The 12438-nt window shown below is 73.0% G+C and carries 15 protein-coding genes and 1 pseudogene; 8 read left to right on the top strand and 8 right to left on the bottom strand.

The genetic code is table 11. The annotated features are described in order from the left end of the window. Positions 1-89 precede the first annotated feature (89 nt). Positions 90-977, bottom strand: a complete 888-nt coding sequence (locus tag OG715_RS21685; protein ID WP_266270502.1) for an LLM class flavin-dependent oxidoreductase — start codon at positions 975-977, stop codon at positions 90-92. 92 nt (positions 978-1069) lie between these two features. On the opposite strand from OG715_RS21685, the gene OG715_RS21690 reads away from it, so the two are divergent. Both OG715_RS21690 and OG715_RS21695 read left to right on the top strand, forming a co-directional pair. After that, the gene (locus OG715_RS21690; protein ID WP_266270503.1) at positions 1070-1351 is read left to right on the top strand and encodes a hypothetical protein; all 282 of its coding nucleotides are present in this window, start codon (positions 1070-1072) and stop codon (positions 1349-1351) included. Continuing rightward, positions 1348-1740 (top strand): type II toxin-antitoxin system VapC family toxin, encoded by a 393-nt coding sequence (locus OG715_RS21695; protein WP_266270504.1) that lies wholly within the window; start codon positions 1348-1350, stop codon positions 1738-1740. Before OG715_RS21690 ends, OG715_RS21695 begins: the two co-directional genes overlap by 4 nt. A 36-nt stretch (positions 1741-1776) precedes the next feature. Here the strand turns inward: OG715_RS21695 and OG715_RS21700 are convergent. Further along, positions 1777-2016 (bottom strand): annotated as a pseudogene (locus OG715_RS21700) (LLM class flavin-dependent oxidoreductase); the annotation flags it as partial. 46 nt (positions 2017-2062) lie between these two features. After that, on the bottom strand, positions 2063-2974 hold the full coding sequence (locus OG715_RS21705) for a serine/threonine-protein kinase (RefSeq protein ID WP_266270505.1): 912 nt from the start codon (positions 2972-2974) through the stop codon (positions 2063-2065). A 148-nt stretch (positions 2975-3122) separates the two neighbouring features. On the opposite strand from OG715_RS21705, the gene OG715_RS21710 reads away from it, so the two are divergent. The 5 genes from OG715_RS21710 (at position 3123) to OG715_RS21730 (ending at position 5971) form a co-directional block, all read left to right on the top strand. Further along, on the top strand, positions 3123-3605 hold the full coding sequence (locus OG715_RS21710; RefSeq protein WP_266270506.1) for an RNA polymerase sigma factor: 483 nt from the start codon (positions 3123-3125) through the stop codon (positions 3603-3605). After that, positions 3602-4405, top strand: a complete 804-nt coding sequence (locus OG715_RS21715) for a hypothetical protein (RefSeq protein ID WP_266270507.1) — start codon at positions 3602-3604, stop codon at positions 4403-4405. The genes OG715_RS21710 and OG715_RS21715 overlap by 4 nt, the downstream gene beginning before the upstream one ends. Before the next feature lie 94 nt (positions 4406-4499). Continuing rightward, positions 4500-5225, top strand: coding sequence for a hypothetical protein (locus tag OG715_RS21720; protein ID WP_266270508.1), 726 nt, complete (start codon positions 4500-4502; stop codon positions 5223-5225). 99 nt (positions 5226-5324) lie between these two features. Further along, a complete protein-coding gene (locus tag OG715_RS21725) occupies positions 5325-5573 on the top strand; it encodes a type II toxin-antitoxin system CcdA family antitoxin (RefSeq protein ID WP_266270509.1) in 249 nt (82 codons plus the stop codon). After that, positions 5570-5971, top strand: coding sequence for a DNA-binding protein (locus tag OG715_RS21730; RefSeq protein WP_266270511.1), 402 nt, complete (start codon positions 5570-5572; stop codon positions 5969-5971). Before OG715_RS21725 ends, OG715_RS21730 begins: the two co-directional genes overlap by 4 nt. 48 nt (positions 5972-6019) lie before the next feature. On the opposite strand, the gene OG715_RS21735 is transcribed toward OG715_RS21730, so the two are convergent. Continuing rightward, entirely contained in the window at positions 6020-6196 is a 177-nt protein-coding gene (locus tag OG715_RS21735; RefSeq protein ID WP_266270512.1) for a hypothetical protein, read from the bottom strand. A 186-nt stretch (positions 6197-6382) separates the two neighbouring features. Between OG715_RS21735 and OG715_RS21740 the strand changes: the two genes are divergently transcribed. Then, positions 6383-7222: an HAD family hydrolase gene (locus OG715_RS21740; protein ID WP_266270514.1), complete on the top strand. Its 840-nt coding sequence runs from the start codon at positions 6383-6385 to the stop codon at positions 7220-7222. Positions 7223-7257: 35 nt separating this feature from the next. Here the strand turns inward: OG715_RS21740 and OG715_RS21745 are convergent, their stop codons facing one another. The 4 genes from OG715_RS21745 to pstA all read right to left on the bottom strand — a co-directional run bounded on the left by OG715_RS21745 (position 7258) and on the right by pstA (position 12438). Beyond that, complete coding sequence (locus OG715_RS21745) at positions 7258-8034, bottom strand: phosphate ABC transporter ATP-binding protein (RefSeq protein WP_266271771.1); 777 nt, start codon at positions 8032-8034, stop codon at positions 7258-7260. Positions 8035-8243: 209 nt separating this feature from the next. Beyond that, entirely contained in the window at positions 8244-9185 is a 942-nt protein-coding gene (locus tag OG715_RS21750; RefSeq protein ID WP_266270516.1) for a class E sortase, read from the bottom strand. Then, positions 9182-11116, bottom strand: a complete 1935-nt coding sequence (locus OG715_RS21755) for a substrate-binding domain-containing protein (RefSeq protein ID WP_266270517.1) — start codon at positions 11114-11116, stop codon at positions 9182-9184. Before OG715_RS21755 ends, OG715_RS21750 begins: the two co-directional genes overlap by 4 nt. A gap of 65 nt (positions 11117-11181) precedes the next feature. Continuing rightward, positions 11182-12438, bottom strand: a complete 1257-nt coding sequence (gene pstA / locus OG715_RS21760; RefSeq protein ID WP_266270518.1) for a phosphate ABC transporter permease PstA — start codon at positions 12436-12438, stop codon at positions 11182-11184.

Genomic DNA, 12438 nt, shown 5'->3' on the forward strand with positions numbered 1-12438 from the left:
CCGCCTGCAACTCCGGGATGACACCGCCCCGCCCGTCCCCTAAGGGATCACCACGCGGACGGCCCGGGACCGCCCGCGTGCCTCAGCCCTCAGCCCAGCTGGGCGAGGCCCTCGGTGGCGATCCGTTCGAAGACCGCCGGGTCGTTGGCGAAGATCGAGTCCGGCACCGGCCAGTGCACCACCAGTTCGGTGATCCCCAGCTCCCGGTACGTCCCGGCCCAGTCCACGAAGGCGTCCAGCGACTCCAGCGGCTTCTCCGCCGTCGAACCCTGGAGCAGCACCTTCTCCAGCTCGCCGACGTCCCGCCCGCGGGCCTCGCAGGCCGCCGTCAGCTTCCCGATCTGCGCCGCGACCACGGCGGGCGCCTGCTCCACCGGTACGTCCGCCGGGCCCTTCGGGTCCCCGTAGGTCACCCAGCCCTGCCCGAACTCGGCGGCCAGCCGCAGCCCGCGCGGGCCGGTCGCGGCCACGTAGAACGGCACCCGCGGCGACTGCACGCAGCCGGGGATGTTCCGCGCCTCCACCGCCGAGTAGTACGTCCCCTCACGGGTCGTCGCGTCGTTGGTCAGCAGCTCGTCCAGCAGCGGCAGGAACTCCCCCAGCCGGTCCGCCCGCTCCTTCGGCGACCAGGCCTCCTGGCCCGTCGCCGTCGCGTCGTACCCCGTCCCCCCGGCCCCGATCCCGAGCGTCAGCCGTCCGCCGGACACGTCGTCCAGCGTGATCAGCTCCTTCGCCAGCGTCACCGGGTGCCGGAAGTTCGGCGAGGTCACCAGCGTCCCCAGCCGGATCCGCTCGGTGGCGGTCGCCGCCGCGGTCAGCGTCGGCAGCGAGCCGAACCACGGCTCGTCCCGGAACGACCGCCACGACAGGTGGTCGTAGGTGTACGCGGCATGGAAGCCGAGGTCCTCGGCCCGCCGCCAGACTTTCTGCCCCTCGCTCCACCGGTGGATGGGGAGGATCACTGTGCTCAGTCGCATAATCCCGACCTTACGGGAGCCCCGTCCGCCTCTTCAGGAACGGAGCCGAGAAAGACCCTCGTAGCTCACACACGATGTAATACACTTCTGTTATGGACACTCCGCGCCCTGGCAAAACGAGAGTCACCAGCGTCTCCCTGCGCGCCGAGACCCTGGAGGCGATCCGCGCGCGCGCCGGCAGGCAGGGCGTCTCCTCCTACATTGAGGAGGCCGTGCAGCGACAGCTCCAGCGCGAAGCCATCGACGAGTACATCGCGGTCGCGGAAGCCGAACACGGGCCGGTCGAGCCGGCCGAGGTGGCGGCCAAGGCCGAGCGCATCCGCGCGCACCACGCCGCTCACCGTGGAGACGCCGCTCCGGCGGACGCCGCATGAGCGGCACCCTCGTTCTCGACAGCGAGGCACTCTCCAAGCTCTCCCGGCGGCACCGCGACATGACCGTGTGGCTGGACGTCGCCCGCACGCTGGACCTCCTGGTCGTGACGAGCGCGGCCACGCTGGTGGAGGCCCGCGATCCCAAGGTGCCGCAGGCTGCGTTCGACCACGCCGTGTCCCTGACCAAGGTGCGGCCCGTCACAGAAGAGATCGCCCGTGCTGCAAGCAAGTTGCTGGTGTCCGAAAGCCTGCACGGGCACAAGTACGCCATCGACGCGATGCTTGCCGCCACCGCCCATCTGGAACACGGTGACGTGACAGTCGTGACGAGCGACCTCGATGATCTGCGGCGGCTGTGTCACCCGCGCGTCGCAGTCGAGCTGATCTGACTCGCCCGCCGCTAGCCTCGTTTTCGCAGCTCAGGGCGTGATAGGTGAACGAGGATTGACTGAGGTCACCAGCGTCCCCAGCCTGATCCGCTCGGTCGCGGTGGCCGCCGCGGTCAGCGTCGGCAACGAGCCGAACCACGGCTCGTCCCGGAACGACCGCCACGACAGGTGGTCGTAGGTGTACGCGGCATGGAAGCCGAGGTCCTCGGCCCGCCGCCAGACTTTCTGCCCCTCGCTCCACCGGTGGATGGGGAGGATCACCGTACTGAGTCGCATGCCGTCGACCCTACGGGAGCGGTCCGCGGCCGGCCCCCCGTCGGATTCAGCGCAACAGCCAGCTCAGCAGGGCCGCCGCCGTGAACACCGTGGCCGACGCCAGGCGGACCGCGCGCGGGGTCAGCCACCCGGCGCCTTCCGGGGGCCGGGACTGCGGGGCCGGGGCCAGCAGCGCGTCCGCGAAGGCCCGGGCGGTCGGCGGCCGGTCCGCCGGCTCGACGGACATCGCGGCCCGTAGCAGCACGGCGAGGTGCGGTGGGAGCTCCACCCCGGCCGGGAGGGCCGGCAGCGTCGAGGCGGTCGGCCGGTCGGTCATCAGGGCTGTGGCGCGCCCGCCCGGGCCGAACGGCTTCTGTCCGGTCAGCAGCTCGTAGGCCACCACGGCCAGCGCGTACACATCGGCCCGCCCGTCGAACCCGCCGGTCTGGAAGGCCTGTTCCGGCGCCATGTACGCGGGCGTGCCCGTGGTCACCGTCAGCCCGGACGCGTCGGCCAGCCGCTTCGCGCTGCCCAGGTCCGCCACCAGCACAGCGGCGGGCGCGGAGCCGGTGGCGAGCAGCAGGTTGGACGGCTTGACGTCGCGGTGCACCACGCCCGCCTCGTGCAGGACCTGTACCGCGTAGCCCGCCTCCGCGGCCAACCGCAGCGCCTCCGGCGGGTCGCACTGCCCGACCCGGTCCGCCAGGGTGCCGCCGCGTACGCAGTCCATGACGAAGTAGGGCCGGTCCTCCTGCACCCCGACGTCGTGCACCCGGACCACCCGCGGGCTGGCGATCCGGCGCAGCAGCCTCGCCTCCGCCAGGAACCGCTCGCGCACATCGGCGTTGGCGGCCCAGTTCTCGGCCAGCACCTTCACCGCGACCTCGGTGTCGAGCTCCGGATCGTAGGCCTTCCAGACCGTGGCGAAGGAGCCGGCGCCGAGCCGCTCCAACAGGAGGTAACGGCCGAGCTTGCGCATGTGGCAGCATTCTGCCGGAGTCGCGGGGAGTGCGGAACTCCCCTTCGACGGGGGACGCCGAGCGGGACGAAACGGGGGGATCCGGGTGTTCGAGGAAGGCGAGTCGGAACGGCTCGTGGCGGCTGCTCGGGCGGGGGACCCGGGGTCGATGGAGTACCTGCTGGCCAAGCTGCGGCCGGTGGTGCTGCGCCGCTGCTCGCGCTTCCTGCCCCACCACGCCGACGCGGAGGAGGCAGCGCAGGACGCGCTGCTGTCCATCAGCAGGAACCTGGGCAGGTACGACGGCCGGGGCTCCTTCCTGGGCTGGGTGACGGTGATCGCCTCGAACGCCGCCCGGTCCACCTACCGCTCGATGCGCCGGCGCGCCGAGGACAGCCACGCCGACCTCCCCGAGCCCGTCGACCCGCGCACCACCAGCGTCATCGCCGGGACCCGGCTCGACGTGATGGAGGCGCTGGCCGCGCTGGAGCAGCAGCACCCCGCCCTGGTGGAGTCCTTCGTGCTGCGCGACCTGGGCGACCTGACCTACGCCCAGGTGGCCGAGGAACTGGACACCCCGATGGGCACGGTCAAGGACCGTATCCAGAAGGCCCGCCGCTTCATGCGCGAGCGCCTGGTCACCGGTCCGTGAGCGGCGGTCCCGCGGCGGGCGGCGGCCACGCCGTCGTCCGGCTCCGGTCGGCCGCCGCCGCCCTGGTGGCGGCCGCCGCGCTCGGGCTGGCGACCGGCCGGTTCGTCCTGCCGCCGCCCCCGGGCGGGGCCGGCGGGTCCGTCCCGGCGTCCGCGTCCTCGGGCGCTTCCTCGGGCCCCGACTCCGGCTCCGCCTCGCCGAGCGGTGCGACCGGTGCGCCCGGGCCGGTGACGACCGAGAACCTTCTGGAACCCGTGGCGTTCCGCCCGGAGGTCCCCGTCGGCCGGATCCACGTCACCGACCGGTACGGCGACGGGTTCTACGCCAACCCGGCCTGCACCGGCGAGAAGACCCTCACGCAGACCCTGGGCGGGCCCGGTGCCCACTTCCGCGGACTGACGACCAGCCTCCGCACCGGTCCGGACGACCCCACGCGGGCCACCGACCAGGTCGACCAGGTCGCCCGCGAGGTCGCCGCCGAGGCCCCGAGCCCCTCCCTGGCGCAGGACTTCGCCGAGCGCCTGCTGCTGGAACAGGTGTCCTGCCAGGAGGAACCGGCGGGGCACTGGGTCTACGGAAGGACCACGACGCTGCGGCTCGCCCCGGACGTCACCGCGAGCTGGATGGGCAGCTACGAGGGACTCCTCAACACCACCGGCAGAGCACCGGAGGGCGAGGAGCCCTGCGGCGGCATCGCCGTGCTGCGCAACGGCAGCCACTACGGGGTGCTGGAGGTCCATGCCTGCCTGGGGACGGCCGCGATGGACCGCGTCGTCAGGACCGCTCTGTCACGGCTGTGAAACAGCCGGCCGGGGATCCGACTTTCCTTCCTCCGGCGGCATCTCCCCGGTTGTAGGAGGACGCAGCGGGCGTCCCGACCAGCAGGGGGAACAGATGACCGAGAACCAGGCCGTCCAGCAGAAGTCCGTCCGCCGCAACCGGGTCGCCGCCGCGGCCTGCGTCGCCGCCGCGCTGATCGCGGTCAGCGTCGTCGGCACCCGGTCGGCCACCGCCGACGGGCCCGCGCAGCCGGGCGCCGCCGCCCCGGGCGCCGCCGCCCCGATCACCTCCGGCGCGATCGCCGACGCCCGACCGGCCGTGGTCGCCATCCCCGCGCCCGGACTCGGCTCCGCCGCCCTCGTCCAGAGCGAGGACCAGCTCCAGCAGGGCCTGAACCCGGTCGGCGCGACCGTCGCGCTGACCGGACGCCAGGGGCTGTCCGCGTGCTCCGGCGAGCAGACGATGCGCGACCTGACCAAGGGCCGGGCCACCGCGTACGCCTCCGTGACCTGGACCTTCGCCACCGACGGCCTGCTGATCGAGTCGGCCGCTAGCGCCCCCACCGGCCCTGTGGCCGCCACCTGGGAGCAGCAGCTCGTCGCGCTCGTCCAGGACTGCCAGCACGAGCCCGCCGGCCACTGGTACTACGGCGCGGCCCACACCCTGACCGCCGCCGGCGGCACCGCCCACTGGTACCCCTCCTACAACGGCGACGGCGCCGCCAGTGGCGGGGTCGCCGTCCTGCGCAGCGGCACCCGGGTCGCCCTCGTCGAGCTCACCGGCCCCGCGGCCTCGGTCGAAGCCATCACCACCGCGGCGCTGAAGCGCCTCGCCTCCTGAACCGCGGCCCCGCCCGCGCCGGCGGGCGGGGCCGGCGGCCAGGGCCGGCTGCTGTCTCTCGCACCACCGGGACGCGCATACCGGCGGTATGCTTGCCCCATGGCAGCCACCACGCGGATCACCGTCACCCTGCCCACCGAGCAGGTAGCCGAGCTGAAGAAGCTCACGGACAACGTCTCCGGCTACGTCGCCGAGGCGGTCGCCCGACAGATCAGGCACCAACTGCTCGGTGAAGAGCTGCGCCGGTACGAGGAGGAGCACGGCGCGTTCACGGAGGAGGAACTCACAGCCGCGCACGCGAGGATCTTCGGTTCGTCCGAATCCGGCAGCGGAGCGGCCGCCGCGTGAGCGAGCGCATCGGGACCGTCGTCCTGGACTCCCAGGGGATGTCCGCCTGGATCTCGCAGGACCGTGCGGTGCTCGCGATGATCAGCGCGTTCCACTCGATGGCCGCCGGTCTCGTGATCGGCGCCAACACCATCGTGGAGATCTCGCACGCCAAAGCGAACACCGCCCGACTGAACTGGGTCCTCTCACAGGTCAGGATCGAGCCGGTGACCGAGCATGCCGCCAGGGCCTCCGCGGCACTGCTCAAGCAGGCCGGTCTGCACGGCCACAAGTACGCCATCGACGCTACCGTCGCCGAGATGGCCCTCCGCCAACCGGGGCCGGTGGCCATGCTCACCTCGGACGTCGACGACATGGCCAGGCTCTGCGGCGACCGGGTCCGGCTCATCGCGATCTGAGCCGGACCTGGCCGAACGCGGTGACGCCGACCGCACAGCCTCCCTGCTTCAGGGGTGCGGCCGTGGGGCGGGGAGGTGGACGGGGTGGGTCGGGGTGGTGCGGCGGGCGAGGTCGGCGAGGGTGTCGAAGAGGATGTCGCCGATCAGGACCGGCTCGCGGGAGGGCGGCGGGGCGTCCTCGGGGGCGGTCGGGGGGCTCTCGTCTCGGACCTGGCGAGTTGGCATGGCTCTTCCTGCCGACGGGGTGGCCGAGGGGAGTCCTGCCCGGTCGGGGGCGGTGGGACACCCCGGGGGCGGGGTGATCGGCCGGAAACCGGTGCGGCCGGGGCCGAAACGTGCCGCAAAGATCGATCCGGGGCCGGGCCACCCGCCCCGGTGACCTGCCGGCGGTGCGTGGGCGAAGATGGGTCGGTGACCACACCGCGCACCGCTCCCCCGATCCGGCTGATCGCCTCCGACCTGGACGGCACCCTGCTCTGCTCCGGCGGCACCGTCACCGGGCGCACCGCCGCCGCCCTGGCCGCCGCCGAGGCGGCCGGGATCCAGGTGGTGTTCGTGACCGGCCGGCCGCCGCGCTGGATGCAGCAGGTGAGCGCGCACATCGGCGGCCACGGGGTGGCGATCTGTTCGAACGGCGGCGCCGTGGTGGACGTGCACCGGGGCGAGCTGCTGGAGTCGTTCCCGCTGGGGAAGGCGGAGGCGCTCGCCGTGGTCGGGCGGTTGCGGGCCAAGCTGCCGGGCATCGCGTTCGCCTTCGAGTACCCGGCCGGGTTCGCCCGCGAGCCCGGCTACGAGGTCCGGATGTGGGGGCAGGACGAGAACCACCCGGTCGGTCCGACGGAGGAGCTGCTCGGCGCCGGCGGGCCGGTGCGCGGGCTGTTCAAGCTGCTCGCCAAGCACCCGGACCTGGACCCGGACAAGCTGCTCGGCGAGGCCAGGGAGGCCGCCGGGGACCTCGCCGAGATCACCCGCTCGGCGCCGATCCCGCTGCTGGAGATCAGCGCGCCCGGCGTCACCAAGGCCAGCACGCTGGCCCGTTGGTGCGCCGGGCGGGGGATCGACCGGGGCGAGGTGGTGGCCTTCGGCGACATGCCGAACGACCTGGAGATGCTGGCCTGGGCGGGTACCGCGTACGCCGTCGCCAACGCCCACCCGCAGGTGCTGGCCGCAGTGGCGCTGCACACGGTGAGCAACGAGCAGGACGGCGTCGCCGCGGTGCTGGAGGAGATCCTCCGGCACCGCGGCGAGTAGTCGAGCAGACGGACGGATCGGCCGGGCGGACCCGGTTACCCGAAGCGGCCGTTGACGTAGTCCGAGGTCCGCTGGTCGCGCGGGTGGTGGAAGACCTGCTCGGTCGGCCCGTGCTCGACGATCCGGCCCGGGGTGTCGTGGGTGGCCAGGAAGAACGCGCAGCTCTGCGAGACGCGCTGGGCCTGCTGCATGTTGTGGGTGACGATCACGATGGTGAGCTGCCCGCGCAGCTCCGCGATGGTCTCCTCGACCCGGCGGGTCGAGGTCGGGTCGAGCGCCGAGCACGGCTCGTCCATCAGCAGGATGTCCGGCGAGACCGCCAGCGACCGCGCGATGCACAGGCGCTGCTGCTGGCCGCCGGAGAGCGAGCCGCCCGGGGCCTCCAGCCGGCCGGCCACCTCGTCCCAGAGGCCGGCCTGGCGCAGGCTGGTCTCCACCAGGTGCTCGCGCTCGTCCCTGGTGACCTTGATGCCGGCGAGCTTGAGCCCGCTGGCGACGTTGTCCTTGATGGACATCGCCGGGAACGGGTTGGGCCGCTGGAACACCATGCCGATCCGGCGGCGCACCTCGGCCGGGCGGCGGCCGGGGCGGTAGACGTCGTCGCCGTCCAGCAGCACCTCGCCGGAGAGCGCGGCGCCCCGGACCATCTCGTGCATCCGGTTGAGGATCCGCAGGTAGGTGGACTTGCCGCAGCCGGACGGTCCGATCAGGGCCGTCACCTCGCCGGCCGGCATGGCGAGCGAGACCCGCTCCAGGACCTTGCGGGCGCCGAACCAGGCGGAGACGTCGCGGGTCTCCAGCCCGGCCAGCACCGGCTCCTCGGGGTAGCCCTGGTAGTGCGCGTCCTGCGGGTAGAGCAGCTGCTGCCCGTCGTGTCCGCCGTGTGCGGCGTAGCCGCCGCCGACTCCCGCGGGGACGGCGGGCAGGGTGATCGTGGTCTCGGCCGAGTCGCCCGGCCCGTGGCTGGGCGGTACGTCGGTCATCGGTGCATCCGTCATCGGTACGGTCCTCCGGGCGCGCGTCAGTAGAGATTGGGCAGCAGGGCGGCGGCGTTCTCGTAGACCGCCCAGAGCAGCGCGCCGACGACCGGCGCGAGGCTGAGGTAGGCGGCCGAGCGGTGCCAGTACCGGGCCAGCACGACGACGGCGACCACCGCGCCGAGCAGTCCCAGCGTCCACAGCTGCAGCGCGGCCAGCGCGCCCTTGTCGGCGGCCAGCGCCTTGTCGTACGGCACGGTGGCGGGGCGCCCGCCGGGGTTGGCCACCGGGTCGCCGTCCAGCCGGGCCCCGATCATCACCGTCGACTCCGGGATCCAGTTGGAGTCGCTGGTCACCAGCACCAGCCGGTTGCGGACCGGGTCGACGATCGGGTGGTCCTCGTCGCCGTACACGTTGACGGTGTAGGTGAACTTGCCCTGGCCGGTGGTGGCCTCGATCCGGTCGCCCACCCGCAGCTTGTTCAGCTCGCCGAACGGCGCCCCGAAGGTCGCCCCCCGGCCGAACAGCACCGCCACCCCGGTCTGCCCGGGCAGGGCGGTGTCCCGGCGGTGGCCGGGGCCGCGCATGAGGTCCCGGCCGGTGGTGCCCTCCACCACGACCACCTGGTGCAGCCCGATCGCCGGGATGTCCAGCAGCGCGACGGGCGAGCCGTCGGCGGCCTTTCCGGTCGGGGCGGTCGCCTTGCCCAGCTGGTCCCGGAAGGACTTGTAGGCGGTGGACTGGAAGTGCTTCTGCTGGACGTGGGACAGGGTGAACAGGTAGCCGACGAAGCCCATGGTGAGCGCCGCGAGCAGGCTCACCGCCCAGGCCGCCTGCAGGAACCTGATCCGCTTGGCCGTCCGGCCGGAGCCGTCCGACCCGGCCGGAGCGGTCTCCGGGGCCGGGGCGGCGGGCGGGGCCGCGCCCGCCGGGGCGGGCGCGGACGGCGCCGTCCCGGCGGGCTTCTCCAGAGCGGGCGCCGTCATGACCGGCCGCCCGTCTGCCGGCGGCGCAGCAGCCGGCGGCCGAGCAGCGGCGGGACGATGACGACGGCGAGCAGTTCGAGCGCGGTGAGCGTGCTCAGGGTCCAGTCCTCCGGGCGGCCCGCGACCTCGACGACGTCGGCGGCCACCTCGGTGGCGGTGCCGCTGCCCCGGCCGCGCGCGACCACCTGGCCGGTCTGCGGGTCGACGACCTCCTCGACGCCCTGGCCGTCGCCCCCGTCGGCCGCGGCGTTCGGGTCGGCGCCGGCGGCCGGGGCGTTGGGGTCGGCCGCGACCGCGCCGGTGCCGCCGTCACCGCCGGTGCCGCCCGTGGTGCCGGCGCCGCCGGTGGTGCCCGCGCCGCCGGTGGTGCCGGTGCCGGTGGAGCCGGGGGTCTTGGTGGTGGTGGCCTTGCCGGTGTTCGCGGCGCCGCCCGTGGCCGCGCCGCCGGTGGAACCGGAGCCGCCGGTGGCCGCACCGCCCGCCGCGCCGGCTCCTCCGGTGGCCGCGCCGCCCGAGCCGGAACCCGATCCGGAGCCCGAACCGCCCGCTGCCGCGCCACCGGTGGAGCCGGAGCCGCCCGAGGTGGTTCCGCCCGACACCGGCTTGCCGTTCTCCACCTTGCAGTCCAGCGGGGTGCCCTTGGCGTCGCAGGGGCTGGGCTGCGGGGCGTTCTTCAGAACGGTCAGCTCCTCACCGGTGAAGGTCGGGTTGGGGCAGTTGGCGAGCGAGTCGGGGTCGACCGTGCTGGCGTTGCCCGGGATGTGGGTGGTCTGCAGGATGCCGCCGCGGACCAGGTTGCGGGGGATCGGCGAGTACCCCAGCTCGTCGGCCTTGCCCTGGCCGGCGCAGAGCACGTAGGAGATGAAGCGGCTGAGCGCGCTGCCCTTCTCGTCGTTGAAGCGCGGCGGCGGCGGGAGCGCGGCGTCCTTGCGCGGGACGATCAGGTAGCTGTAGCTGGAGACCGGGTAGGACCGCGGGTCGTTGTTGGTGTAGACGCCGTCGAGGTTCTGCTGCAGGAAGTTCGGGTCGCTCGCCGGGGTGTTGTCGTCGACGCCGCGGATCCTGGCGGCAGTCAGGGCGACGGCGACGTTGGAGGCGGTGGGCAGGGTGTAGTACCCGGCCGGGTTCAGCACCTTGACGACCGGCCAGTTGCTGCCCTTGGCGAAGGCGTACTCGTCGTAGCCGATAGTGCCTTCGCCCGCGGAGCCCATGATGTAGTTGGCGACGACGTCGGAGCCGTTCAGCGCCATCATCCGGCCGGACCTCGGGAAGAACTCCGTGTAGTCGCCGCAGGGGACATTGTTGATGCCCTTGCAGTAGCCCTCCCACTCCGCCGGGAAGGTGTGCTGCATCCACCGGGTGAACTGGGCGGTGGCGCCCGAGCCGTCCGAGCGGACGATCGGGGTGATCAGGATCGAGGGCAGCGCCTTGCCGTAGTCGGCGGTGATCTTCGGGTCGTTCCAGTTGGTGATCTTGCCGGTGAAGATCTCGACGACGGTCTTGGGCGAGAGCCGCAGGTCGCGGACCTGCTTGCCGCCGACGGTCAGCTTGTACATGAACGCGGTGCCGCCCGCGGTGATCGGGACGTAGGAGTATCCGTACACCGGGTTCTCGACGTTGCCCGCACCGCCGTCGTGGCCGCCCTGGCCGATGCCGGTGTCCTGCTGGGTGCGGAAGGGCACGTCGGAGGCGGTGAAGTCGTTCTGGCCGATCGCCCACTGGTTGCGGCCGGCGGCGGAGCCGGACGGACTGAAGTTGATCTTGATGCCCAGCGGGTTGACGTCATTGCGCCACTGGTCGATGGCCGGACCGGCCCAGCTCGACCCGTCGGCGTTCAGCGAGGTGGCCGCGAACGCCGGGACGGCCTGCCCCAGCAGCAGTGCCGCCGCAGTGAGGCACAGGGTGAGCAGCATGGCGGCGGTACGTGCCACGGGTCGGCGAACAGCCTCCCACGACATGGGAACTCCTCGGGTACGGTGGGTGGTTGTTACGGACATCAGCTCGCTCCTGCCGCGGCGGTTCCGGAAGTACGGTGCGCGCCCGCCACGGCGGGTCCGGCGGCCACGACCGTCCGGCGCTCGAGGGCGGAGCGCTCGGCGGCCCGGGCCCCCCGTTCGATCCGGCGGCGCTGGCGGCGGGTCAGCTGACCGGGGCGGCGTCCGCCGAGCACACGCGCGGTGACGAAGAGGATCAGCACCATGACCATCAGGGCCAGGGCCGCCGCGAAGGCCCGCGCGACCATGTCGGGGTACGGCTGCTTGACGTAGTTCCAGATGTAGAGCGGGAGCGACACCTGGCGATCGTGGAACGGGTTGGCGTTGAGCTGGGTGGTGAAACCCGCGGTCAGCAGCACCGGCGAGGTCTCACCGACACCGCGTGCCATGCCGAGCACCACCGCGGTCACCAGACCGGGCCGAGCGGTCGGCAGCACGACGTTCCAGACCGTGCGCCACTGGCTGGCGCCGAGGGCGAAGGACGCCTCCCGCAGCGTGCCCGGCACCAGGCGGATCACCACCTCGGCGGCACGGGTGACGATCGGCATCATCATCACCGTCAGGGCCAGCGAGGCGGCGAAGCCGCTCTTCTCGAAGCCCAGAGTGATGATCACGACGCCGAGGATGAAGAGACCGGCCACGATGGACGGCAGCGCCGTCATCGCCTCCACCAGGGTCCGCACCGGGCGGGCCATCCGGCCCCCGACCTCGGACATGAAGACCGCCGCCGAGATGCCCAGCGGCACCGCGAACAGGGTGGCCAGGCCCAGCTGTTCGAGCGAGCCGATGATCGCGTGGAGCGCGCCGCCCGAGGTGATCGGCGAGAGCGCGGAGGTCGTCTCCATCGACTCGGTGAAGAAGTTGAGGTGCTGGGCCGCCTCGTAGCCGCGGATCGCGACGTAGCCGATCTGGTCGAAGATCAGCGCCACCACCGCCAGGCCCGCGCTCCAGGCGAGCACCGACACCAGCCGCTCGCGCACCAGCAGCGGACCCCACTGGAGCCGGCCGAGCACGGCGTAGCCGACGAGGAACAGCAGGTACCAGCAGAGCACGAAGCCGAACGCGCCGCTGAACGGCATGACGCGCTCGTAGAGGATCCAGTCCAGCGCCAGTGATCCGGTCGCGGCGCCGAGGATCGTCAGCACGTCCTCACGGGTCACCCCGCCGATCCTGATCCGGCGCTCGGGCGGTGGCGCGGTCTTCCGCGGGGCCGGGTCCGGGGCCGGAGTGGTTTCGGCCGGCAGATCGAGTGTGGTCAT

The sequence above is a fragment of the Kitasatospora purpeofusca genome (genome assembly GCF_036010405.1).
Lineage (GTDB): Bacteria > Actinomycetota > Actinomycetes > Streptomycetales > Streptomycetaceae > Kitasatospora > Kitasatospora purpeofusca.

Bases quoted from the DNA above. Each gene is read 5' to 3' on its own strand.
- OG715_RS21685 (WP_266270502.1), bottom strand. From the start codon at position 977: ATGCGACTGAGCACAGTGATCCTCCCCATCCACCGGTGGAGCGAGGGG.
- OG715_RS21690 (WP_266270503.1), top strand. From the start codon at position 1,070: ATGGACACTCCGCGCCCTGGCAAAACGAGAGTCACCAGCGTCTCCCTG.
- OG715_RS21695 (WP_266270504.1), top strand. From the start codon at position 1,348: ATGAGCGGCACCCTCGTTCTCGACAGCGAGGCACTCTCCAAGCTCTCC.
- OG715_RS21705 (WP_266270505.1), bottom strand. From the start codon at position 2,974: ATGCGCAAGCTCGGCCGTTACCTCCTGTTGGAGCGGCTCGGCGCCGGC.
- OG715_RS21710 (WP_266270506.1), top strand. From the start codon at position 3,123: ATGGAGTACCTGCTGGCCAAGCTGCGGCCGGTGGTGCTGCGCCGCTGC.
- OG715_RS21720 (WP_266270508.1), top strand. From the start codon at position 4,500: ATGACCGAGAACCAGGCCGTCCAGCAGAAGTCCGTCCGCCGCAACCGG.
- OG715_RS21725 (WP_266270509.1), top strand. From the start codon at position 5,325: ATGGCAGCCACCACGCGGATCACCGTCACCCTGCCCACCGAGCAGGTA.
- OG715_RS21735 (WP_266270512.1), bottom strand. From the start codon at position 6,196: ATGCCAACTCGCCAGGTCCGAGACGAGAGCCCCCCGACCGCCCCCGAG.
- OG715_RS21750 (WP_266270516.1), bottom strand. From the start codon at position 9,185: ATGACGGCGCCCGCTCTGGAGAAGCCCGCCGGGACGGCGCCGTCCGCG.
- pstA (WP_266270518.1), bottom strand. From the start codon at position 12,438: ATGACCACACTCGATCTGCCGGCCGAAACCACTCCGGCCCCGGACCCG.